The following is a 23,406-nucleotide window of genomic DNA, read 5'->3' on the forward strand; positions in this document are numbered from 1 at the left end:
ACTCCAGGGTGCAGGGCTAAAAACGGGCTGAACAGCCGTACCGGGAGGTACTGGCATCGCCTTCTCGTAGTGCGCACGGTGGCAAGCACCGGCGAAGCACCACCGCCGAACAGCGGTCGGTGCGCTGCAGGCGAAATTGCAGGTTGCATGCCAGAACCTGGCCTGCACCAGGAGCGCGCCCGCTTCGCCCGCTCGCTTTTGCGGCGGAAAAAACGCGATCTCAGTGCGGCGATGACATTCGCCATCGCCAGCAAAAACAATACGTTAAGGTGATTTTTTTGGTGTTTTTAATTGCTAAAACGAACATAAAAAATCACCGTTTTTCATGCTGAAAAATCTATTTTTCAATGATGTTATTCAACAAATAAATCCGATCTTCAATCTGTCTCCATGCCTTCGGTAACACTCGGATTGTCTCTGTTTAAGCATATTTTTAACGTTTAATATATTGATTTAAAAGGATTTAAATAGAGTTCATGAGGACTTTACGAGTTTTTCCAGGTCGTTACCAATCTGCACAATGCTGGTGCTTTTTGCGTGAAAAGTGCACCAATTTGAACGTTGATATTTTTCGGATAATTCAATTGACAATTCACGTAATTATGGCGATTTTAGATTTAGCGAATCGGCGGCCTTGTGCTCGCCACGCCAGCAACGTTCGAGAAGGTAGATGGCATGACGATGGTGATCGAACAGATGAAGGTAGGAGGCACCGGTCTGACGGTGATGGTGAAGGACACCATCGATATCGCCGGCTACCCGACCCGCGCCTCCAGTCGGGCGCTGCAGGATGCCGAGCCAGCTCGACAGCACGCCATGGTGGTCGATGCGCTGCTGGCCGGCGACTGCCAGATCATCGGCAAGACCGTTCTGCACGAGCTGGCCTACGGCACCACGGGTATTAACCATTACGCAGGCACTGCCGAGAACTCGCGTTATCCCGGACGCATTCCCGGCGGCTCCTCCAGTGGCTCGGCGGCGGCTGTGGCCGCCGGACTCTGTGATTTTTCCCTGGGCACCGATACCGGCGGCTCCGTGCGTATTCCGGCCTGCTGCTGTGGCGTGTTCGGCTTCAAGCCTACGTTCGGCCGCATCGATCGCCGTGGCGTAATGCCCGCGCAGACCAGCCTGGACTGCGTCGGCCCGTTCGCAGGCAGCCTGTCCATGCTGATCGAGGCGATGCGGATCATCGATCCCACGCTCGAGCCTCTGCCCGATGTCGCTGACATCAGCATCGGCATGGTCTCGGTCGAGGCATCGGCCGAGGTGCAGCGCGCTATCGACGCGGTGCTCGACGCCAGCGGCCTGGCTCTCGGCAAAGTGCACCTGAATAGCATGCAGGCCGCCTATGACGCCGGCATGGTGGTGATCAACCGCGAGACCTGGAATGCCTGCGGGCATCTGCTCGATACCGGCCTGGTCGCTGCGGATGTCGCCGGCCGCCTGCGGGCCGCCGGGCAGACCAGCGATGCGGCGCTGGCCGCCGCCGAACAGGTGCGCGCCAACTTTACCGCCGAGGTGGATGCAGCGCTCAAGCGCTTCCCGGTTCTGGCCTTGCCGACCATGCCCGACTACCCGCTGCGTCTCGAAGAGGCGGCGGACACCCGCGCGGTGCTGGGCATGACGGCCTTCGTGCGGCCGTTCAATCTTTCCGGCCACCCGGCGCTGAGCATTCCCTTCGCAGGGGAATCCGCTCTGCCGGTCGGCCTGCAACTGATCGCCGCCAAGGGCGCCGACGAACTGCTTCTGGCAGTCGCCGGCGAACTGTTGCGGCGTCTCGATTCCAACCTTCTCTGATCGTGGAGCCTGTCATGACTTCGCTCAACCTGGCCGGCAACGGGTCGCCTGCCGCCATCACCGACAACCAGGCCTTTGCCGACCTGCTCGTCGCCATCAAGCAGCGTGCGCGCAGCGGCGAGTTCGACCGCCTCGGCCATATCGCCGAGGACGTGATCGATGCCTTCAAGTCCCTGGGCGTATACCGCGCCCTGGTGCCCCGGCGTTTCGGCGGCGACGAGCGCTCGCCGGGCGAGTTCTGCGCCATGGTCGAGGAGATCTCCAAGGCCGATGGTTCCGCCGGCTGGGTCGCCAGTTTCGGCATGAGCCCGGTGTACCTGGCCTCGCTGCCGCTGGACACCATCAGGCAGGTCTATGCCAATGGCCCCGACGTGGTCTTCGCCGGCGGCATCTTCCCGCCGCAGCCGGCCGAATCAGTGCCCGGTGGCTTCAAGGTCAATGGTCGCTGGAAGTATTCCAGCGGCTGCATGGGTGCCTCGCTGGTGGGGGTCGGCATTGCGCCGAAGAACGGCGACAAACTGGATCTGCCACGCCTGGCCGTTATGCCGCAGAGCAAGGCGCGTATCGAACAGACCTGGGACACCGTCGGCCTGCTCGGCACCGGTAGCCATGATCTGGTGGTCGAGGATGTGGTGGTACCCGAGGAGTGGACTTTCGTGCGCGGTGGTGCAGCCAATCTCGACGAACCGTTCTTCCGTTACCCGTCGCTGTCCTTCGCCACTCAGGTGCTTTCCGTGGTCGGTCTCGGTGTGGCCCGTGCTGCCCTGGACGAACTGCGCGACATGGCGGCCGGGCGCATCTCGGTAACCGGCGCGCCGGCGGTAGCCGAACGGCCACTGGCTCAGGTCGAGATCGCCAAGGCCGAGGCGGCGCTGCGGGCAGCCCGGGCATTCTTCTTCGATTCCATCGACGACGCCTGGCAGTCGGTGCTGGCCGGCAACCCGGTGTCCGCCGAACAGACCAACCTGCTGCGCCTGTCCTCGACGCACGCCACCCGCGTTGCCGCCGATGTGGCACGTACCGCGCAGATGCTCTCGGGCATGACCGGCATCTACAACAGCAGTCCGCTGGCGCGCTGCGTGAACGACGCCCAGGTGGTGACTCAGCACGCCTTCATGGGCGACGTCACCTACCAGAATGCCGGCGCCATCTTCTTCGGCAAGCAGCCCTTGCCGGGCTACCTCTGACCCGTTTCCGGAGCCAATCATGAGCGAGAAAAAACCACTGCGCGTGCTGTTCTGCATGGGCATCAACCAGAACTTCTTCGACGCGCCGCGCGAGGAGCAACTGGAAGTCTGGGGCGCGTTCAGCGCCATGTGGAACGGCATCCACGATCTGCCAGGCGTGAAGGTGTTCGGCAACATGGACGACGACCAGAGCATGGTCGGACCAAGCACGGGCTATCCCTGGACCACCTACCTGCTGGCCGACGTTCCGGATATCGAGACCGTGCACGCCGCCTGCAACCTGTTCCGCACCACGCCGGTGGGTGAAGGCACCTACAAGCTGTGGCGCTACGCCAAGGTCGAGGCCCGTACCGGCCGCGAACTGATCATCCAGCGCGCGTGATCATCATGTCGAACGAAGCCCGAATCGCCAATCTCGAAGCACGCCTCAAGCGCTTCGAGGCCGAGCACGCCATACGCGCCTGCATGAACCGTTACGTGGTGCTGTGCGATGCCCTCGATGCCAGCACGCCGCTGGACGAACTGGCCGGCCTGTTCACCACCGATGCGGTCTGGGAAGGCAAGGGCGCCAAGTACGCCAACAGCTTCGGCGGCTACCGCGGTCGCGAAGCGATCGGTGCGATGTTCGCCACCTACATGAAGACCCCGGCGCACTTCGCTCTCAACGTGCACTTCCTCACCAGCGAGCTGATCGAGCTCGACGCAGGCGGCGCATTGGGCAGTTGGGTGATGTTGCAGACCTCGACCTTCGCCAGCGGCGCCTCGCACCTCAATGCGGCGCGGCTGACCGTGCGTTTCGCCGAGGAGGACGGGCAGTGGCGCATGGCGCATTTCCAGACCGAGAACCTGTTCAGCCGTCCGGTGGATACCTGGAACAGCGAAGCGGCCTTACCCGTTCCAGACCGGCCCGCAGCTGAAAAGCCCGCGCAATGACCCAAGACTTTTGAAGTCGGCCAGACAAGCCGACGAGGAGCCAACCGTGAATAACCTGATCGAAGCCCGTTCCCTCGATAACGACAGTCTCGAATGCGATCCCGCCGAACTGGTGCAGGCCGACCGCGTACATACCTCGCTGTATACCGACGCCAAGCTGTTCGACGCGGAGATGGAAAAGATCTTCTACAGCACCTGGGTATGGGTCGCCCACGAGAGCGAAATCCCCGACGCCGGCAGCTACAAGAGCACCTACATCGGCAAGCAGCCGGTGATCGCCGTACGCGATCGCAAGAAGCAAGTGCACGTGCTGCTCAACCGTTGCCGCCATCGTGGCGCCACCGTCTGCGAGCACAAGAAGGGCAAGACCAACAGTTTCGTCTGCCCCTATCACGGCTGGGGCTATGCGCTGGACGGTTCGCTGCGTGGCATTCCGCACCCGGACAGCTACGGCGATTGCCTGGACAAGAGCGAATTGCCGCTGGTCAGCCTGCGTACGGAAAGCTACGCGGGGATGATCTTCGCCACCTTCAAGGACGACATCGAACCGCTGGTGGACTTCCTCGGCCCGGCGAAGAAGTGGATGGATCTGTTCATGAAACAGGGCGCTGGCTACGGCATCAAGGTGCCCGGCGAGCACCGTTTCCGCTTCCCCGGCAACTGGAAGATCCAGCTGGAAAACACCACCGACGCCTATCACTTCCCGCTGGTGCACAAGTCGTTCCTGCACTCGGTGGATCAGCAGACCATGGACATGCTCGACTTCGTCGACGGCTCCGGCTACGTCGAAGACCTCGGCAACGGCCATAGCGTAATGGTCATGATCCCCGACCTGATCGACCTCGAAGCCAACCTCGACCTGCCGATTCCGGCGCGCTTCGAAACCCTGGCCCAGGAACTGCGCGATGAAGGTATCGAGGAACAGCAGGTGCGGCGCATCGTCCGCGCGGTCGGTGGTTCGGGCTTCAACCTCAATCTGTTCCCCAATGTTGCCTGCTCCATGGCGTTCTTCCGCGTGTTGCAACCGATCTCGGTCAACGAGACGGAAATCCACCACGCGGTGATCACCATGGACGGTGGCCCGGCCGTGGCCAACCGCTACCGCCTGCGCCTGCACGAACACTTCCAGGGCCCGATGGGCTTCGGCACGCCGGACGATTCCGAGGCCTGGGAGCGCGTGCAGAAGGGCGCCAGTGCCGGCGAAGACCTGTGGATCATGCTCAACCGCGGCCTGCCCGGCGAGAAGCCGAGCGAGGACGGGCTGGTCAGCGACGTGTCCGCCGAGACCGGTATGCGCGCTGCCTACCAGCAGTGGAAAAAGATGATGTCGGCCTGACCGACCGGATCGACGGAGAACGCGAAATGAATCTGCAACTGCTTCAAGAAGTCACCGCCTTCATCTGGCAGGAAGGCGACATGCTCGATCACAACGAATACGACGCCTGGCTGGCGCTGTGGGCCGAGAAGGGTACCTACATCATCCCTATCGACCCCACGGAAGAAGATTTCGAGAACAGCCTCAACTACGCCTACGACGACGCCCACATGCGCCAGTTGCGTGTGCAGCGATTGATCGGGGGCGAGTCGATATCCACCAGCCCGCAGCCGCGCACGGTGCGTGCCGCATCCAACTTTCGCATCCTCGGCGAAGAAGGTGACCGGGTGCAGGTTCGTTGCTCGCAGCACCTGCGCGACTTCCGCAAGGACGTGCTCAAGCACTACAGCGCCGATCTCACCTATGACCTGGTGCGCAGCGGTGACAGCTTCACGATCCAGCGCAAGCTGATCCGCCTGATCAATTCCGACGATACCCTCGCGGGCATCGGCTACATCCTCTGAGGGCCCGGCCATGAAGCAGATCGCACTGGTCACCGGCGCCGCTCAGGGGCTGGGTTACGCCATCGCCGGCCGGCTGTTCGCCGCCGGCTATGCGGTGGTCATCACCGACCTCTCACTGGCGCGTGCCCAGGCCGCTGCCGAGGCGCTGGATGCCAGTGGCGAGCGGGTGCTGGCGCTCAAGCTCGACGTCGCCAGCAAGGCCGATTTCGAGGCGGCGCTGGCCGCCACCCTGACGCGCTTCGGCGCCTTGCAGGTGCTGGTCAACAACGCGGCGATGACCATGACCACACCGGTCATGCAGATCAGCCCGGAAGAGTTCGACCGCGTCATGAGCCTCAACACCCGCAGCATCTTCGTCGGCTGCCAGGTATTCGGCACGCACATGGCGGCGGCCGGCTACGGGCGCATCGTCAACATGGCCTCGCTGGCCGGCCAGAACGGCGGTACCGCTACCGGCGCGCACTACGCCGCGTCGAAGGGCGCCATCGTCACCCTGACCAAGATCTTCGCCAAGGAGCTGGCCGCCAATGGCGTGACGGTCAACGCCATCGCGCCAGGGCCGATCGACTCGCCCATGGTGCATGCGGTGGTACCGCCGCAGCGTATGGCGGGAATGCTCGCCAACATTCCGGTGGGGCGCCTGGGCGATGCGGATTTTCTCGGCGACCTGATCGTGCAACTGGCGCGGCCGGAAGCCTATTTCACCACCGGGGCGACCTGGGACGTGAACGGCGGCCTGTTCATGCGCTAGCAGCGCTTTACACATGATGCGACGGCCGAATCAACGGCCGCGTTCTGACCTTGACGTGCAATACGGGTGAGCCCGAGATGAATGAACAACTCTTGAAGGTGCAGGTGCACAAGCGCCAGTTGCAGGGTGACGGTGTCGTCGTCCTCGACCTGATTCCGGTTGGTGGTGCCAGGCTGCCGGTCTTCGAGGCCGGCGCCCATGTGGATATCCATATCGCCCCTGGCCTGGTGCGCCAGTACTCGCTGTGCAGCGACCCGGCGGACAACGCCGTGTACCGCCTTGGCGTGCTCAGGGATCCCGCCTCGCGCGGCGGCTCGACGAGCGTGCACGACACCCTGCTGGAAGGCGCCGAAGTGCAGATCAGCGCGCCGCGCAACCTGTTTCCGCTGGCCAGCGAGGCGCGTCGCTCGATCCTGATCGGTGGCGGCATCGGCATCACCCCGATGATCGCCATGGCCTATGCGCTGCATGCCAGGGGCGAGGATTTCGAGCTGCACTACTGCGGCCGCTCGCGCAGCCGCAGTGCTTTTCTCGACGAGTTGCGCAGCGCCGATTTCGCCGAGCGCGTGCACACCCATTTCGACGATGAAGCGCCCGAGCAGAAACTCGACATGGACAGCGTGCTCGGCCAGGCCGAGGCCGGCGTGCACCTCTACACCTGCGGCCCGTCCGGGTTCATGGACTGGGTGATCGGCGAGGCGCTGAAGCACGGTTATGCCGATGACCATATCCACCGCGAGTATTTCCAGGTGGACGTGGACAGCAGCGGCGAGAGTTTCGAAGTGGTCGCCGCGCGCAGCGGCAAGACGGTGCAGGTCGGCGAAGGGCAGAGCATCCTCGAGGCGCTGGCAGGCGTCGGCATCAAGATCGAGATTTCCTGCGAGCAGGGCATCTGCGGCACCTGCCTGTGCGACGTGCTCGAAGGCGAGCCGGATCATCGCGACGTGTACCTCACCGACGACGAGAAAGCGGCCAACGACCAGATCCTGGTCTGCTGCTCTCGCGCCAAATCGAAAAAGCTGGTTCTGGATATCTGAGGAGGCAGAACAATGGTCGATGTAAGCGGCTTCCGCAACGCCATGGCCCGACTCGGTGGCGCCGTGTCGGTGATCACCACCGACGGCCCGGCAGGACGTTTCGGCTTCACCGCCTCGGCGGTGTGCAGTGTCACCGACTCGCCGCCCACCCTGCTGGTGTGCATGAATCGTTCGTCATTTTCCAATGCCCACTTCAAGGCCAACAGGGTGCTGTGCGTGAATGTACTGGCTGGTACTCACCAGGATGTATCCGGTACGTTCGCGAATAGAAACCTGAGTATGCAAGAGCGCTTCTCCACCACGCCCTGGAGTACCCTGGAAAGTGGTTCTCCGGTCATGGACGAGGCCCTGGTCAACTTCGATTGCCGTATTGACCAGGTTCACGAAGTGGGTTCGCACAGTATCTTCTATTGCGAAGTATTGACGATCAAACAGGGTGCCAGCGAAGAGGGGCTGGTGTACTTCAATCGCGCCTATCACAGGCTCTGCGAGGCCTCCAAGGCCGCCTGCTGACGAATCAAGCGGTTCGATAAGAATAATTAAATGGCCCATCTTCCGCAGTGGAAGAGACGGCCAGGTTTCGACTTTTGTTTATTAAAAGTGGTTGATAACAACAACGACCCAGATTGACTGCCAATGTTCGATGTTTGCGCCATTAATCTGCTCCCACTGCACTTCGGTGCATTAAAACAAAGGAAACATCCCTATGTTCCGCGATAAGTCGATTGTCCGCGTGTTGCAAGTTCCCTGCGTGCTCGGATTGTTCTCGCCCTGGTTGGCCCAGGCCGATCTGGTGGAAGACAGTCACCTGAAACTGGACATGCGCAACTTCTACCTGCACCGCAATTTCACCCATGACGATGCGCCGGTTTCCTCGGTGCACAGCTGGTCGCAGGGCTTCGATCTGCAATTCACCTCGGGTTATACCGACACGCCGCTGGCCTTCGGTGTGGATGCCAACGCGCAGTACGCCGTGCGTCTGGACGGCTCGGGCAATGACGGATCGCTACCCTACAGCGTGGCCGAGCAGAAACTGGCGGATGACTATGGCCGTGCTGGCGCCACCTTCAAGATGCGCTACTCGAAGACCGAACTGAAGGTCGGCGACCACCGTCCGCAATTGCCGATCGCCTACAACGACGCCAGCCGCCAGCTGGATACCATCTACCAGGGCGCGGTGGTCGAATCCAAGGAGCTGGAGGGCCTGACCCTCACCGGCGGACGCTTCTGGTCCGCGGTCACCCGCGAGTCGAGCGACCACGAGAAGCTCTACAAGTGGGGCTCGACCGATGACCTGGACAGCGATGGCCTGGATTTCGGTGGCGCCACCTACGACGTCACCAAGAACCTGCAGGCCAGCTACTTCTACGGCGTGCTGCACGATATCTACCAACAGCACTACTTCGGCCTGGCGCACATGGCCGACCTGGGCGCTGGCTACAAGCTTAAGACCGACCTGCGCTACTTCAACAACAACGAGGATGGCGACGCCCTCGCCGGTGAAGTGGACAACCGTTCCTACGGCGCGCTGTTCACCCTGCTCAAGGGCAACCACATGTTCGGCGCCAGCTACCAGCGCATGCTCGGCGACAGCGTGTTCCCGACCATGAACGGCTACATCCCCAACCCGTACCTGGTGAACTGGTCGTCCCTGGCCTTCGTGCGTCCGGGCGAGCGTTCCTGGTCGGTGCGTTACGGCTACGACTTCGCCGGCTGGGGCGTACCGGGCCTGAAGCTGTATACCCGCTACACCAAGGGCACCCACTGGGATCGCGGCGCCGGCCTGTCCGACAACGAGGAAAGCGAACGCAACATCTACCTCACCTACGTGCTGCAGGACGGCCCGCTCAAGGGGCTCGGCTTCGACCTGCGCAACATCAACACCAAGCAGAAGTACGGCAGCGACTACGACGAGTACCGCTTCGCCACCACCTACACCTGGAACTTCTGGTAAGCCCGGCCAAGGGCGCCTAGGGCGTCCTTTCCGCCTGCCGGCCGCGCGGTTCGCCGCCGGCCATTGGATTGTCCCTCGCGTGAGCGGCCGGCCAGGCCGCCCACCGCGTTCAGGAGCGCAGCATGAACCGTCCCGCACGCACCGCCCAGGCTGGCACGCCCATGCGCCGTATCGTCGTCGCCTCGGTACTCGGCAACGCCCTGGAGTGGTACGACTTCTTTCTCTACGGCACGGCCGCCGCCCTGGTGTTCGGGCCGCTGTTCTTTCCCGCCGGCACCGACCCGGTGATCGGCACCCTGGGCGCCTTCGCCGGTTTCGCCGTGGGCTTCGTCGCGCGCCCGCTGGGCGGCATGGTGTTCGGCCATATCGGCGATCGCCATGGGCGCAAGAACGCCCTGGTGATCACCCTGTCGATGATGGGCGTGGCCACCTTCCTCATGGGCCTGCTGCCGACCTTCGAACAGGTCGGCTACCTGGCGCCGATCAGCCTGGTGATCCTGCGCATCGTCCAGGGCATCGCCTCGGGTGGTGAGTGGGGTGGTGGCGTGCTGATGCTCAGCGAGAACGCCCCGGCCAGGCGCGTCGGCTTCTACGCGGCCTGGAGCCAACTGGGCGTGTCCGGCGGTTTCGTGCTCTCCGCCGCGGCGTTCTACCTGGTGCAGATGTTGCCCGAGGACGACTTCATGAGCTGGGGCTGGCGCCTGCCGTTCCTGCTCAGCATCCTCATCTTCGGCGTCGGCATCTATATCCGCCGGCGCCTGCCGGAGAGCCGCGCGTTCGAGAACAGCGTGGCGCAGGCCGCCCCCGCCGCCCACCCGCCGGCGTTGCAGGTGCTGCGCGAACATCCCCGGGCCGTGCTGCAGGCCATGGGCCTGCGCGTGGCGGAGAACGGTGGCGCCTACATCTTCCTGTCCTTCTCCATGGCCTATGCCAAGTTCACCGGCCTGTCGACCCAGGTGGTGCTGGTCGGGGTCATGCTGGCGATGACCGCGGAGGCCTTCAGCATCCTGTTCTGGGGCTGGCTGTCGGATCGCATCGGCCGGCGCGCGGTATACGCCATCGGCTCGGTGAGCCTGGCGCTGTTCGCCTTCCCGTTCTTCTGGCTGATGGACACGCACCAGCCGTCGCTGGTCTATCTGGCCCTGCTGCTCGGCCTGCCGTTCAGCCACGCGGCGATGATCGGCACCCAGCCGGCGCTGATGGGCGAACTGTTCCCCACCCATGTGCGCTACACCGGTCTGGCCATGGGGCATGAGATCGCTTCGATCTTCGCCGGCGGCCTGGCGCCCCTGGCCGCCACCGCGCTGTTCGCCGTGTACCGCGATGCCTGGCCGGTGGCGCTGATGCTGGTGTTCTTCAGTGCGGTGACCACCCTGACCCTGCTGAGCATCAGCCGCAACCGCCCTTATGCCGCGCAGGAGGCAACCGCCTAGCGCGCTTGTTTATGGAGTTTCCTGCTCCTTCGCCCGGGCCGCTCCCCCGGGCTTTTTCTATTGGGGCGGCACCCCGGGTGTCGCCGAGGATCGAGATATGCGTCGTTACTACCGCGGCAGCGATCTGCGCCGCATCCACAGCATTGCCGAGCTGGCGCAACTGGCGCGTCGGCGTCTGCCCCATTTCGCCTGGGAATACCTGGCCGGTGGCGCCGAGGATGAACTGACCCTGCAGCGCAACCGCCAGGCCTATGCCGAGGTCGGTTTGCAGCAACGCGCGCTGGTGCCTTGCCATGCAGCGAAAACAGACCGTGCGCTGTTCGGCAAGCCTGCCGCGCTGCCACTGCTGATCGGCCCCACCGGCTACAACGGCATGCTGCACCGCGATGCCGATATCCATCTGGCGCGCGCCGCCACCGCCCGTGGCGTGCCGTTCTGCCTGAGCACGGTGGCCAATGCGGCGCTGGAACAGATCGTCCGCCAGGTGCCGGGCGTCGACCTGTGGTTCCAGCTCTACGCCATGCGCGACGCGGCGATCCAGGCCGATCTGCTGGCCCGTGCCCAGCGTGCCGGTGTCAGCACCCTGCTGCTCACCAGCGATGCCATGGTGCTGGGCAATCGCGAGTGGGACAGGCGCAACTTCGTGCGGCCGCGCCAGCTCAGCCTGGCCAACAAACTGGAAGTTCTGCGTCACCCACGCTGGTTGCGCCAGGTGATGTGGCCCCATGGCCTGCCGTCGATGGGCAACCTCGACCCTTACCTGCCCGAGGGCGAGCGTACCGCCCTGGGCTCGATGCAATTCATCGGCGAGCAGATGGACAGCCTGCTCGACTGGGACGCTCTGGCCCGTTTACGTGACCAGTGGACCGGGCAATTTCTGCTCAAGGGCGTGCTGCATCCAGCCGATGCCGAACGAGCCATCGCCCTGGGGCTGGACGGTTTGGTGATCAGCAATCATGGCGGTCGCCAACTCGACGGGGCGGTGAGTAGCCTCGATGCCCTGCGCCTGATCGCGCCGCTGGCGCGCGGTCGCCTGGCGTTGCTGCTCGATGGCGGCATCCGCCGCGGCAGCGACATCGTCAAGGCCCTGGCCCTGGGCGCCGATGCCGTGCTGCTCGGGCGGGCCAGCCTGTATGGCGTGGCGGTGGCCGGCGAAGCCGGGGCCGGGCGGGCCCTCGACCTGCTGGCCGAGGAACTGCGGCGCACGCTCAACCTGATGGGCTGCCCGGACATCGACGAGCTGTCGGCCGAGTGGCTGACCTTCAACATGCGGCCCGCCACTGCGCGGCTGAGCGACTGGAGTAGCACATGCGCTTGTACGAACTGATCACCTTCACCGTGCGCGTGCGCACCCCCGCCGCCGCGCTGGCGCGCATCGAGACGGCCCTGGCCGACAGCCTGGCGGGGGTGCAGCTGATGGGCTGCTGGCTCTCGGAGATCGGCCCGCAGAACCGCATCGCCCTGCTGCGCGGCTTTGCCAGCGAACAGTTGCGTCAGGCCGAGCGTGAGCGCTATCTGCTGGCTGCCGACGCCTTCGGTATCGGCGAATTGCTGCTCGACATGCAGGTCGACGACTACAGCCTGTTCCCCTTCCTCGAACCGCTGGCGCCCGGTGCCCACGGGCCCTTCTACGAGTTGCGCGAGTACCGCCTGATCCCGTCCGGCCTGCAGCCGACCCTGGATGGCTGGAAGAAGGCCGTGGGGCCGCGTACCGGCGCGAACTATTCATCGGTGTACGCGGCCTTCTACGCCACCTCGGGGGCGCTGCCGCGCTACCTGCACATCTGGCCCTACGCCAGCCTGGAACAACGCCTCGACGTGCGCACCCGGGCGGTGGCCGACGGCGTCTGGCCACCGGAAAACTCGGGGCCGCAGCTCAGAACCATGCATTCCACCGCGTACCTGCCGGCGCGCTTTTCGCCGCTGCATTGAGCTGACTGAGAGAGAAAGGGACAGATTTATTTTTCGGCTGCAGGTGCAGTCAAACAATGAATCTGTTTCCCTTTTCCCACCGTTCGAGATCTGGATCGATCAGCCCTTTTCCGTCAGCCCATCCAGGCGTGATGCGGCATCGGCCGGCAGTTTCACGGTCGCCGCCGCCAGGTTCTGCTGCAAGTGCGTAACCTTCGAGGTGCCCGGAATCAGCAGGATGTTCGGCGAGCGTTGCAGCAGCCAGGCGATGGCGACCTGCATGGGCGTGGCGTTCAATGCCGTCGCGACCTCTTCGAGCACGCTCGATTGCAACGGGCTGAAACCGCCTAGCGGGAAGAAGGGCACGTAGGCGATACCCTCGGCTGCGAGGCTGTCGATCAGGGCGTCGTCGTGGCGATGCACGACATTGTAGAAGTTCTGCACGCAGACGATAGGAACGATGCGGCGCGCTTCGGCGATCTGGGCGGCGGTCACGTTGCTCACGCCGATCTGGCGGATCAGTCCTTTCTCGCGGAGTTCGGCCAGCGTGGTGATGGCTTCCTCGATCGAGCCCTCTGCTGGTTCGTGCAGGCCGTGCATGCTGCGCAGGTTCACCACGTCCAGCTGCTCGAGGCCGAGATGGCGCAGATTGTCGTGGACAGCGGCAGTGAGCTCGGCGGGAGAGAGAGCGGGCAGCCATTCCCCGTTCGAACCGCGTCTGGCGCTTACCTTGGTGACGATGGTCAGGTTATCGGGGTAGGGATGCAGCGCTTCGCGGATCAACTGGTTGGTGACATGCGGGCCATAGAAGTCGGACGTGTCGATGTGGTTCACGCCGGCGTCGATGGCGGCGCGCAGGACGGCGAGGGCGCCTTCCCGACTTTGCGGTGGGCCGAATACGCCGGGGCCGGCCAGTTGCATGGCGCCGTAACCGATGCGGTTGACCGGACGATCGCCCAGCATGAAGGTGTCGGGGTTGGTCGTGTTCATGGGGTTTCTCCGTGATGGGAGGGTCACGTTAGGCCCGTAGCCCATGCACGACAATCCGCTATAGTCTGCACGGGCTGTGCGGAGTGGCGGACAATGGATATCGACCTGAATGACTTGCGTGCCTTTCTCGCGGTGGCGAACGCAGGCGGTTTCCGCCATGGTGCCCGGCGAAGTGGCGCGAGTGCGTCTCGTCTGAGCGATGCCGTACGGCGGCTCGAGACGCAATTGGGTGTCAGGCTGTTGCATCGCAATACTCGTAGTGTTGTGCTGACCGATGTGGGGCGACAGTTGCTCGAGCGCGTATCGCCGGCACTGGCTGAGGTGAACGAGGCGTTGGATGTGGTCAACGGCTTTCGCGACCTGCCCGCCGGCACCTTGAAGCTGAACGTGCCGGTCGTGGCCGCGCGTCTCGTCCTGCCGAGACTGCTTCCCGGTTTTCTGCAGGCGTATCCGCACATCCAGGTACAGGTGATCGCCGACGACAGCTTCGTCGATGTGCTCGCCAGTGGTTGCGACGCGGGTATCCGTTACGAAGAGCGGCTGGAGCAGGACATGATCGCCGTGCCTATCGGCCCGCGCGTGCAGCGTTACGCGGCCGCGGCATCGCCAGCCTATCTCGCCCGAAACGGGAACCCCGCGCATCCGCATGACCTGCTCGAACATGACTGCATACGTGGCCGCTTCAGCAGTGGCGCAGTCGCAACCTGGGAATTCGAGCATCACGGCCAGCAGATACAGATCGACCCGACCGGTTCATTGGAAGTGTCTATCGGCGGTGCGACGGATCTTGCGGTGGACATGGCGATCGCTGGCAGTGGCATCGTGTTTCTATTCGAGGATTGGCTGCAGCCTTACTTCGATGACGGTCGCCTGACTCCCGTGCTGGAGTCCTGGTGGGTGAGTTTCTCCGGCCCCTTCCTGTATTACCCAGGGCGCCGACTGTTGCCCGCGCCGTTGCGGGCATTCGTCGATTACGTGAAGCTCGAGAGTCCTGGCGTGTTTGCTCCCATAGCTTAGATTCTGTACGACAATGCCTGGGTGAAAGATTAAAAGGGGCCGCGACAAGCAGGCACACACCGCAGGCCAGGATCATGTTTCACGCAGGGGAGAATATGCCGCGTCTTGTGATGCCGAGCTCCAGCATGCCATCCAGCGCAATCGACAGGCTAAATCGCGCTACGCTCAGGCCGTGGTGCGAACCCTTTATCCCTGATCTACAGCCTTCGGCGTAAACAGTGTGCGAATCGCCTCTTGGTACTCGCCGTTGATCAGCAGCAGGCGTTTGGGTTAGCTGGCGGTCTGGTAGAGGCTTTCGCCAAAACCGCGGTAGTCGATGGCCAGTACCGAGAAGCCCATGGCATGCAGTTGTTCGATGCGAAACAACTGGACGGTCAGGTTCCAGCGTGAACAAGCCTGGATGCCTGAGTAAGGCTGACAATACCTATCTGTGTAGCACGTTCTACATGCCTGCCTTGTCAGCAGGCTACGACCCGAACGCCAAAGTTTTTCACGAGGCATTGCAAAAACGCGGCAAGAAGAAAGTGCAGGCGCTGTCATGCGCAAATACCTACCGGGTATTTAGGCTTATGTCAGCCTCTGACGCAGCCGGGCCGAGGCCCATTCAGAAAAAATTACGGTGGCGAAGATCAGGATGAAGATGATGCTCACCCGATCCCAGGCGAGGTTATTGATGGCGGCGTCGAGCTGCAGCCCGATGCCGCCCGCGCCCACCAAGCCCAGCACTGTCGACTCCCGGATGTTGATGTCCCAGCGATAGAGCGAGGTGCCTACAAAGGCCGGCATGATCTGCGGGACTACGCCGAATTGCAGCACCTGCAAACGCCCCGCGCCGGTTGCACCAATGGCCTCTACTGGTGAGGTGCTGATTTCCTCGATCGCTTCGTAGAGCAGCTTGCCGACGAACCCGACCGAACGCAGGGCGATGGCGATGATCCCGGCGAGTACGCCGGGGCCGAGCATCGCCACTAACAGCATCGCCCAGATCAGCGAGTTGATCGACCGTGACGAGACGATGATCAGCAACGCGGCGCTGCGGATGATCGGTGAAGGTGTGGTGTTGCGTGCGGCGAGAAAGGCCAGCGGAAAGGCCATCAGTACGCCGAGCGCGGTGCCCAGTGTGGCGATGTTGAGCGTGTCCCAGAGGGGCTGCAGCAGGGCAGGTGTGTAGTCCCAGCGCGGCGGCACCATGCGCGCCAGCAGGGAGGCGCCCTGGCTACCGGCATCCTGGACGAACTCCCACAGGGTGTTTTCGGAGATGAAGCGAGCGCACCAGACAAACAGCAGTGCGCCGGCGAACCAGGCAAGCCAGTAGCTCCACTGTTGAGCGGTGGTGCGACGTCGCCATTGCGGCTGTGCCGTTGCGGCATGGATCACGGGCATGACAAAAAGCCTTACTGGAGCCAGCGACGTACGTGCCCGGAGAAATACTCTGTGGCGAGTACGATGGCGATGATGATCAGCAGCACGGCCGCAGCCGTGTTGTATTCGTAGCGATCCATGGCGGTACCGAGCGTCGCCCCGATACCGCCAGCGCCAACGATGCCGATGATGGCCGACTCGCGGAAGTTGATGTCGAGGCGGTACAGCGAGAGACCGATCAGCCGAGGCATGATCTGTGGCTGCACGGCATGATTCATGACCTGTAACCAGCTGCCGCCCGTTGCACGAATGGCCTCTAATGGGCGCGCATTGATGTCTTCGATCGCTTCAGCCAGTAGTTTGGCGATGAAACCAATGGTGGCGAAGGCGAGCGTGGCGACGCCAGCCAGCGGGCCGAAGCCAAACATCACGACAAACAGGATGGCGATGATCACTTCCTGAAAGGTGCGCGAAACCATGATCAGCCCCCTGCAGAACAGGTAGACCGGCAGCGGCGACAGGTTGCGTGCGGCGCCGAGGCCGACCGGAATAGACAGGGCGATACCCAGCACCGTGGCAACCAATGTCATGGCCAGGCTTTCCAGCAGGCCTTCGAGAATATCGCCGCCACGGCTGGTGAAGTCCGGGTGAGCGAACCCGGACGCAAAGGCCAGCCCGCGCGACCAGCCTTCGGCAATGCGATTCCAGTCCAGGTTGATGCTGGTGCCAGCGAGCACGAGATAAAGCAGCAGGCCACCGACGACCAGGTAGCGCTGGCCCATACCTGGCAACAGCGAGGGTGGCTGCCAATGTCCGGCACGTGCTCGGGCCAGACGGTCGTTTGCAGATACGTCAACGGCCATCAGCTGACGACCTCTGCCCAGCCCGAGCGAGCCTTATGAAGTTCGCGCGTTTCGGCTGCCGGTTCATCTTCCTGAGCCGCTTTTTCAGTATTGGATTCCCAGTCTTCCTCACCGTAGATGCGGGTCAGGGTGGGGGCATCGAGTGCGTCAGGCGAGCCGTCGAAGACGATGCGTCCGGCATGCAGTCCGACGATTCTGTCCGAAAAGCGGCGAGCCAGATCGACATCATGGATATTGATGATCGCCGTTAGGCCACGCTCGTCGCATAGCTCACGGATCAGCCGCATGATCTGCCGTGAGGTCTTCGGGTCGAGGCTGGCGGTGGGCTCGTCGATCAGCATCAAGTCGGGGTTCTGCAGCAGGGCGCGAGCGATGCCGACCCGTTGTCGCTGGCCACCGGATAATGCATCGGCACGTTTGTCGAGCGCCTGGGCCAAGCCGACCCGGTCGAGCAAGCGGAAGGCTTCCTGCACATCGGCCTGGGGATAGCGGCGCCAGACGCTGCGCCAAAAGCCCACATAGCCCAGCCTTCCCGACAGCACGTTCTCCATGACGGTCAGCCGATCGACCAGGGCATGATCCTGGAAAATCATGCCCATCCGCCGACGCGCTTTGCGTAGCGCGCCGGAGCGCAGTTTGGTCAACGACAGACCACTGAGAAGCACCTCGCCTTCGGTCGGTTCCACCAGGCGGTTGATGCAGCGAATCAGCGTGCTCTTGCCCGCGCCGGATGGGCCGATCAGTGCCATGACCTGGCCCTTGGGCAACACCAGACGCACATCCGCGAGCGCCTGGTCGCCACTGGCGTAGCGTTTGCCCAAGCCATTGATCTCGAGAAGGGGCATGCCTGGCACTTCCTTGTTTTCGCCAGCGCTGATCACTTGTCGCACTGGTAACTCACGTCCATGGCTTGGTCGATCTTGCGCACCACTTCCCAGTGCTGTTTAAAGGTGATCGGGATGAACTGCTCACCATCGGAGCTCTTGAATTCCGCCTGCAGATCCGAGCCTTCCCATTCGAACGTCTTGAAACCTTCCTGAATCTTGGCGGCCAGTTCTGGCTTGAGGTTGTAGACGTAGCCATAGCCGGTGGTGGGGAAGGTCTGCGAGGTGTACAGCACCTTGTACTGCTCAGGCTTGACCATGCCACGGGCCTGCATCTGTGCGAGCACCGAGTTGGCGATGGCGGCGGCGTCGTAATCGCGGTTCACCACGCCCATGATCGAGTTGTCGTGCTTGCCGGAGAAGGCCGTTTTGAAGTCCTTGTCCGCCTCGAGATTGAACTCGGATTTGAGCAGCGCCGAAGGCGCCTTGAACCCGGAGTTCGAGGTGGGCGAGGTGAATGCCAGGGTGTGGCCGCGCAAGCCTGGTACGTCATCGATACCGCTGCCGGTATGGGTGATGATTTCCATCTGGTAGCCGTAGTTGCCCTGCTTGTCAGCCATCATGGTGAAGGGCACGAAGCCGGCGCAGTTGACTGCCAGCGGGACTGAGCCGGTGTTGAAGCCGGCAATGTGCAGCCGGCCGGCGCGCATGGCCTCGAGCTGGGCGGCGTTGGATTGAACCGGGAAGAACTTAACCTTCTTGCCTGTCACCTTTTCCATGTGCTGCAAAAAACCGTCCCACACCTTGGCATACACGGCTGGGTCTTCCACGGGTGTGTACGCGAAGATCAGTGTGGCGGGATCAATCCACTTGCCTTCATCCGTCGGCGCATCGGCGACCATATCGCCGTTGGTGTCGGTGTAGCGAGAGGACAGATCGGCAGCATGAGCAGTGCCCAACACCGGTAAGAGCAGAGCGTAGAGCAGGCGGGAGCAGGTAACGGAACGCAGCATGGCTTGTACCCTTACAGGCTGGAAGACGACTCCGGCCACCATAATGCGACTTTGTGACTGTTTTACTTCAGCGCAGCGAAGCCTGGGCTGAGCGGCAAGGAAATCTGGAAGTACGATTACAGCTTGATCAGCGCGCTGCCTGGCGCACCGAACAAGAATGAGTCGACCGTCTTCGAGTGGAGCAAGGTCGGTAAGCTGCTGGATGTTTACAAGATCAATGGCGGTGCTGGTTCGAACGGTAACCCGCTATTGAAAGCGGCCGGTATGTAAGCGACGTCTGTTGCCGAAACAAAAACGCCCGACATTCTGCATGTCGGGCGTTTTTGTATGTGGCGCAAACGGGTAGCGGGCCTCACCAGTTCAGAAACTGGCTACCCGCGGCTCACGGCCTTCGGCGCGAACAGCGTGCGGATCGCCTCTTGGTACTCGCCGCTGCCGGTGCGCATGCTGTTGTTGTGGTTGCCGCCGTTGATCAGCAGCAGGCGCTTGGGCTCACTGGCGGCCTGGTAGAGGCTTTCGCTGAAACGGGCTGGGACATAGCGGTCGCCGGTGCCATGGGCGATCAGCACCGGCACCTTGATATCACCGATCTTGCTCAGTGAATCGAATTTCTGCGACAGCAGCCAGCGCACCGGCAGCGATGTGTATTCGGCGGCCACTTCGGTGGCGGCGTCGGCCAGGTTGGTGAAGGTCGACTCGATGATCAGCCCGGCCAGCGGCGGTGTGTGGCGGTTGCGACCCAGGGATTCGGTCAGGTTGACCGCCACGGCGCCGCCCAGGGAATGGCCGTAGACGAAACGCTTGGCTGGATCCGGTTGCAGTTCGGTGAGGCGCTGCCAGGCGATCTCGGCGTCTTCGTAAATGGTGCGCTCGGAGGGCAGCTCGCCGAGGCTTTCGCCGAAGCCTCGGTAGTCGATGGCCAGTACCGAGAAGCCCATGGCATGCAGTTGTTCGATGCGAAACAACTGGCCGGTCAGGTTCCAGCGCGAGCCGTGCAGGTACAGCAGCGTCGGTGCGTCTGCCTTGCGTGCTGGCCACCACCAGGCGTGGATGTTCTGGGTATCGCCGAACGTTGGTGCGCTGAGGGTCATTTCCTCCACGCCGACGGGCAGGCCGCTGAACCAGCTGGCGGTGCCGGGCTCGATGCGGAACACCAGTTCGCGTTCCTTTTCTTCAAGTTTGGCGCAACCGACCGGCAGGCCGACGGCCAGGCACAGCAGCAGGCTCAGGCTGAACCAGCGGCGGCGCAGGGTGTGGATAAGTGATGTGGCCATGGAACTCCGCACTGCTCGAAAACGCGACGCCACTGTCTGCTTCGCTGAAGGCAGCAGAGGGGCGCGAAAGGGTGATAGGCGAGTAGACCGGAACGGAGCGCTGGCGTTCGTCTAGGTCGCGGGTTTCGGGTATCGAGTTGTTACCGGATCATGACATGCCTGCTGCCGCTTTCAAGCCTGCGCTATGCTGCGCCGTTCATCTCCTGCGGATTCACCCATGTCGTCCACGCCTTCCGATTTGCGCCGCCCTGCGGGTGCCACTCTGGTGCTGCTGGCGTCGCTGTATTGTGCCCAGGGCCTGCCGTCGGGGTTGATCGCCCATGCATTGCCGGTGCTGATGCGTCAGCACGGTGTGGATCTGGCGCTGATCGGCCTGCTCAAGTTGCTGGCGTTGCCCTGGTTGCTCAAGGTGCTGTGGGCGCCCTGGGTGGATCGTTTGTCGTCGCGGCGCCTGGGCCATCACCGTGGCTGGATTCTACCCTTGCAGAGCGGCGTGCTGCTGATTCTCCTGGCGCTGGCGATGCTCTCGCCCGATGCCTTGTTCGGTGCCCATCTACCGCTTCTGCTTGGTCTGCTGGTGTTGGTCAACCTGGCCGCCGCGACTCAGGATATCGCCACCGATGGCCTGACCGTACGCCTGTTGCCGGAGCGCTGGCGCGGGCTTGGCAACAGTCTGCAGGTGGGTGGCTACAAGGTGGGGATGATCGTCAGCGGCAGTGGCCTGCTGCTGGTGATCGACCGCTTTGGCTGGAACCTGTCTTTGCTCTGGCTGACTCTGTTGCTGGCGCTGACGCTGTTGCCGATCTGGCGCTTTGCCGAGACGCGCCACTTGCCACCTCAGGCCGCCTCTACCGAGCCGGTGGGCCCTGGCCTGTTGCTGCGCCATTACCGCGGGCTGCTGGCGCTGCCGGGCATGGGCTTGTGGCTGGCGGTAGTGCTGACGTTCAAGCTGGGTGATGCCCTGGGTTCGCCGATGATCAAACCGATGCTGGTGGATCAGGGCTGGAGCAACGCCGAGCTGGGGCAACTGACGTTGATCAGCAGTCTGGTCGGGATTGGTGGTGCGTTGCTTGGTGGTCTGCTTTATGCGCGCCTGGGTGTGCTGCGCGCGCTGCTGATCTTCGGTGTACTGCAGGCGCTGAGTCTTGCCGCATTGGCGCTGCTGGTGAGCCGCGGCGGTGATGCGTCTCTGGTGTACGCGTTGACGCTGTTCGAGCAGGCGGCGGATGGTCTGTCCACCGTGGCACTGTTCGCCGCGATGATGCGCCAGTGCCGCAGCGGTCACGAGGGCGCGGATTTCACCCTGCAGGCCTCCACGCAGATCCTCCTCGGCGGCTTCGTCGGCGCGGCCAGCGGCGTGCTGGCCAAGGCGTTGGGCTATGGCGGCCTGTTCATCTGCGCAGGCATCCTGGGACTGGCGGCGCTGTTGTTGGTGTGGCGCTATTTTCGCCGCCACGGCTGGCGCTAGAGACGCACGCTTTCCGTAGCCCGGTGTTGAGCGCAGCGATACCCGGGAAATGGTTGGCTCAATCCTCGAACTGCACGGGGCAGGTGGCGGCACCTTCGAGTTTGTGGATTTCGTCGATCACGTGGGGGCGGGCGTGGCGCAGAACCAGTTGGCGGTTCTGGGTGTGCAGGCGACGTGCTTCCTGGTGGAGCATTTCCACGCCGGCGTAATCGATGAAGTTGATGTGCCGGGCATCGACCACCACCCGCTCGCCACGGCTGAGCTGCAACACTTGCTGCACGTAGTGGCAGGCGCCGAAGAAGATCGAGCCTTCCAGGCGCAGCAGTTCGTCGTCGCCGTCGCGGGTGTATTTGAAGCGCGGCTGTGAGGTGCGCTTGAGGTAGAAGAACAGCGAGGCCAGCACGCCGGCGTAGATCGCCGTCTGCAGCTCCAGCAGCAGGGTGGCCAGCAGGGTCAGCAGCATCACCACGAACTCCGCGCGGCTGACCCGCAGCAATGCCCGTACCCCGGCTACATCCACCAGCCCCCAGCAGATCAGCAGGATGGCCGCGGCCATGCTTGGCAGGGCGATATGGGCGATCAGCGCTGCACAGAACAGCGCGAACGCCGCCACCAGTACGGCGGAGAACACACCGGCCAGTGGTGAGGTGGCGCCGCCCTGCAGGTTCAACGCCGAACGGGTGAAGGAGCCGGCCGACAGCGAACCGGAGAACCAGGGGCCGATCAGGTTGGACAGGCCCTGGGCGCGTACCTCCTGGTTGGCGTCCAGCACCTGCTGGGATTTGCTCGCCAGGGAGCGGGCGATGGACAGGCTGGTGACCAGGCCGAGCATGCCGCAGGCGATGGCGGCGGGCAGCAGTTGCAGCAGGCTGTTGACCTCGAAGTGCAGCGTGGTGAGCGGCGGCAGCTTGCCCTCGAAGGCGTTGACCAGGGCGATGCTGGCGAAGAACCCCGGCAGGGCGGCGACCAGCAGGCTGCCAGCGACCACGCCGATGAGCAGCGCCGGCAAGCGCGGCCACAAGCGCCGACACAACAGGCTCACCGTCAGGGTGAACAGCGCCACGAGCAGCGCATGCCAGTCGGCTTGCCCGAGGTGCTCGACGAGGGCGAGCAGGGTCGCGACGGCGGTACGCTGGCTGTCGACCTCCAGGCCCAGCAGGTTGGGCAACTGGCCGAGGGCGATCACCAGAGCGGCGCCCAGGGTGAAGCCGAGCACCACCGAGGGTGAGACGAAGTTGACCAGATTACCGAAGCGCAGCAGCCCCAGCAGCCACTGGAACAGCCCGGCGAGAAAGGTCAGCACCAGCACCAGCGCGACGAACTCGTCGCTACCTGGCCTGGCCATGGGGCTGACGCTGGTGAACAGGACGATGGAGATGGCCGCCGTCGGCCCGGCGATCAGGTGCCACGACGAGCCCCACAGGCAGGCGATGATCACCGGCACGATGGCCGCATACAGCCCGTACTCGGCGGGCAGCCCGGCGATCAGCGCGTAGGCGATCGATTGCGGCAAGGCCAGAATGGCGCCGCTCAGCCCGACCAGCAGATCCGTACCCAGGGTACGCCGGGTGATACTCGGCCACCAGAGCAGGAATGGGAACAGGCTGTAGCGGCTGGGTAAGCGCATGCGGTCGCTCGGGGGCGGATGATTAGGTGGCAAGCAGAGTAACAGAGGCTTTCGTCATGATTTCCCGGAGTGCTCGAGCGCATCGCGTGTATGGCTTTGGAAAGGCGATAGCGGCCATTCGATCTG

At 63.3% G+C, this 23,406-nt stretch carries 23 protein-coding genes and 1 pseudogene; 16 read left to right on the forward strand and 8 right to left on the reverse strand.

The annotated features are described in order from the left end of the window. Positions 1–675 precede the first annotated feature (675 nt). The 13 genes from DNK06_RS18015 (at position 676) to DNK06_RS18075 (ending at position 12,863) form a co-directional block, all read left to right on the forward strand. Positions 676–1,797, forward strand: a complete 1,122-nt coding sequence (locus DNK06_RS18015) for an amidase (RefSeq protein ID WP_131181382.1) — start codon at positions 676–678, stop codon at positions 1,795–1,797. Positions 1,798–1,811: 14 nt separating this feature from the next. Beyond that, complete coding sequence (iacA, locus tag DNK06_RS18020) at positions 1,812–2,984, forward strand: indole-3-acetate monooxygenase (RefSeq protein ID WP_131181383.1); 1,173 nt, start codon at positions 1,812–1,814, stop codon at positions 2,982–2,984. Between the two features lie 19 nt (positions 2,985–3,003). Next, positions 3,004–3,366 carry an IacB protein gene (locus DNK06_RS18025; RefSeq protein ID WP_131181384.1) on the forward strand — a complete coding sequence of 121 codons (363 nt, stop codon included), beginning with the start codon at positions 3,004–3,006 and terminating at the stop codon, positions 3,364–3,366. A 5-nt stretch (positions 3,367–3,371) separates the two neighbouring features. Beyond that, the gene (locus DNK06_RS18030; RefSeq protein WP_131181385.1) at positions 3,372–3,917 is read left to right on the forward strand and encodes a nuclear transport factor 2 family protein; all 546 of its coding nucleotides are present in this window, start codon (positions 3,372–3,374) and stop codon (positions 3,915–3,917) included. 46 nt (positions 3,918–3,963) lie between these two features. After that, positions 3,964–5,253, forward strand: a complete 1,290-nt coding sequence (locus DNK06_RS18035; protein WP_423228067.1) for an aromatic ring-hydroxylating oxygenase subunit alpha — start codon at positions 3,964–3,966, stop codon at positions 5,251–5,253. Positions 5,254–5,279: 26 nt separating this feature from the next. Next, on the forward strand, positions 5,280–5,756 hold the full coding sequence (locus DNK06_RS18040; RefSeq protein WP_131181386.1) for an aromatic-ring-hydroxylating dioxygenase subunit beta: 477 nt from the start codon (positions 5,280–5,282) through the stop codon (positions 5,754–5,756). A gap of 10 nt (positions 5,757–5,766) precedes the next feature. Then, on the forward strand, positions 5,767–6,507 hold the full coding sequence (locus DNK06_RS18045) for an SDR family NAD(P)-dependent oxidoreductase (protein WP_131181387.1): 741 nt from the start codon (positions 5,767–5,769) through the stop codon (positions 6,505–6,507). A gap of 77 nt (positions 6,508–6,584) precedes the next feature. Continuing rightward, complete coding sequence (locus tag DNK06_RS18050; RefSeq protein WP_131181388.1) at positions 6,585–7,544, forward strand: PDR/VanB family oxidoreductase; 960 nt, start codon at positions 6,585–6,587, stop codon at positions 7,542–7,544. 12 nt (positions 7,545–7,556) lie between these two features. Continuing rightward, on the forward strand, positions 7,557–8,057 hold the full coding sequence (locus tag DNK06_RS18055; RefSeq protein WP_131181389.1) for a flavin reductase: 501 nt from the start codon (positions 7,557–7,559) through the stop codon (positions 8,055–8,057). A 193-nt stretch (positions 8,058–8,250) separates the two neighbouring features. Further along, positions 8,251–9,498, forward strand: coding sequence for an OprD family porin (locus DNK06_RS18060; RefSeq protein WP_131181390.1), 1,248 nt, complete (start codon positions 8,251–8,253; stop codon positions 9,496–9,498). Positions 9,499–9,620: 122 nt separating this feature from the next. Next, the gene (locus DNK06_RS18065; RefSeq protein WP_242674712.1) at positions 9,621–10,931 is read left to right on the forward strand and encodes an MFS transporter; all 1,311 of its coding nucleotides are present in this window, start codon (positions 9,621–9,623) and stop codon (positions 10,929–10,931) included. A gap of 97 nt (positions 10,932–11,028) precedes the next feature. Further along, complete coding sequence (locus tag DNK06_RS18070; protein WP_131181391.1) at positions 11,029–12,258, forward strand: alpha-hydroxy acid oxidase; 1,230 nt, start codon at positions 11,029–11,031, stop codon at positions 12,256–12,258. Next, positions 12,240–12,863, forward strand: coding sequence for an NIPSNAP family protein (locus DNK06_RS18075; RefSeq protein WP_131181392.1), 624 nt, complete (start codon positions 12,240–12,242; stop codon positions 12,861–12,863). The genes DNK06_RS18070 and DNK06_RS18075 overlap by 19 nt, the downstream gene beginning before the upstream one ends. A 99-nt stretch (positions 12,864–12,962) precedes the next feature. On the opposite strand, the gene DNK06_RS18080 is transcribed toward DNK06_RS18075, so the two are convergent. Next, entirely contained in the window at positions 12,963–13,832 is an 870-nt protein-coding gene (locus DNK06_RS18080) for an aldo/keto reductase family oxidoreductase (protein ID WP_131181393.1), read from the reverse strand. A gap of 93 nt (positions 13,833–13,925) precedes the next feature. Here DNK06_RS18080 and DNK06_RS18085 point away from each other — a divergent pair, with 93 nt between their 5' ends. Continuing rightward, positions 13,926–14,849: a LysR family transcriptional regulator gene (locus DNK06_RS18085; protein WP_131181394.1), complete on the forward strand. Its 924-nt coding sequence runs from the start codon at positions 13,926–13,928 to the stop codon at positions 14,847–14,849. 291 nt (positions 14,850–15,140) lie between these two features. Here DNK06_RS18085 and DNK06_RS18090 read toward each other — a convergent pair. The 5 genes and pseudogenes from DNK06_RS18090 to phnD all read right to left on the reverse strand — a co-directional run. Continuing rightward, positions 15,141–15,239, reverse strand: a pseudogene (locus tag DNK06_RS18090) (alpha/beta hydrolase); the annotation flags it as partial. A gap of 177 nt (positions 15,240–15,416) precedes the next feature. Continuing rightward, positions 15,417–16,232, reverse strand: coding sequence for a phosphonate ABC transporter, permease protein PhnE (phnE, locus tag DNK06_RS18095; protein WP_131181395.1), 816 nt, complete (start codon positions 16,230–16,232; stop codon positions 15,417–15,419). Positions 16,233–16,243: 11 nt separating this feature from the next. Continuing rightward, a complete protein-coding gene (phnE, locus tag DNK06_RS18100) occupies positions 16,244–17,074 on the reverse strand; it encodes a phosphonate ABC transporter, permease protein PhnE (RefSeq protein WP_131181396.1) in 831 nt (276 codons plus the stop codon). Then, positions 17,074–17,919: a phosphonate ABC transporter ATP-binding protein gene (phnC, locus tag DNK06_RS18105; protein WP_131181397.1), complete on the reverse strand. Its 846-nt coding sequence runs from the start codon at positions 17,917–17,919 to the stop codon at positions 17,074–17,076. Before phnC ends, phnE (DNK06_RS18100) begins: the two co-directional genes overlap by 1 nt. 32 nt (positions 17,920–17,951) lie before the next feature. After that, entirely contained in the window at positions 17,952–18,911 is a 960-nt protein-coding gene (gene phnD / locus DNK06_RS18110; protein WP_131181398.1) for a phosphate/phosphite/phosphonate ABC transporter substrate-binding protein, read from the reverse strand. A 123-nt stretch (positions 18,912–19,034) separates the two neighbouring features. On the opposite strand from phnD, the gene DNK06_RS18115 reads away from it, so the two are divergent. Then, positions 19,035–19,181 carry a hypothetical protein gene (locus DNK06_RS18115; protein WP_207390001.1) on the forward strand — a complete coding sequence of 49 codons (147 nt, stop codon included), beginning with the start codon at positions 19,035–19,037 and terminating at the stop codon, positions 19,179–19,181. Between the two features lie 101 nt (positions 19,182–19,282). Here the strand turns inward: DNK06_RS18115 and DNK06_RS18120 are convergent, their stop codons facing one another. Continuing rightward, a complete protein-coding gene (locus tag DNK06_RS18120; protein WP_131181399.1) occupies positions 19,283–20,185 on the reverse strand; it encodes an alpha/beta hydrolase in 903 nt (300 codons plus the stop codon). 217 nt (positions 20,186–20,402) lie between these two features. Here DNK06_RS18120 and DNK06_RS18125 point away from each other — a divergent pair, with 217 nt between their 5' ends. Further along, positions 20,403–21,653: an MFS transporter gene (locus DNK06_RS18125; RefSeq protein WP_131181400.1), complete on the forward strand. Its 1,251-nt coding sequence runs from the start codon at positions 20,403–20,405 to the stop codon at positions 21,651–21,653. A 58-nt stretch (positions 21,654–21,711) separates the two neighbouring features. Here the strand turns inward: DNK06_RS18125 and DNK06_RS18130 are convergent, their stop codons facing one another. Further along, entirely contained in the window at positions 21,712–23,280 is a 1,569-nt protein-coding gene (locus DNK06_RS18130; protein WP_131181401.1) for a SulP family inorganic anion transporter, read from the reverse strand. Positions 23,281–23,406 lie beyond the last annotated feature (126 nt).

It is taken from the genome of Phytopseudomonas daroniae (assembly GCF_004327285.1).
Classification (GTDB): domain Bacteria; phylum Pseudomonadota; class Gammaproteobacteria; order Pseudomonadales; family Pseudomonadaceae; genus Aquipseudomonas; species Aquipseudomonas daroniae.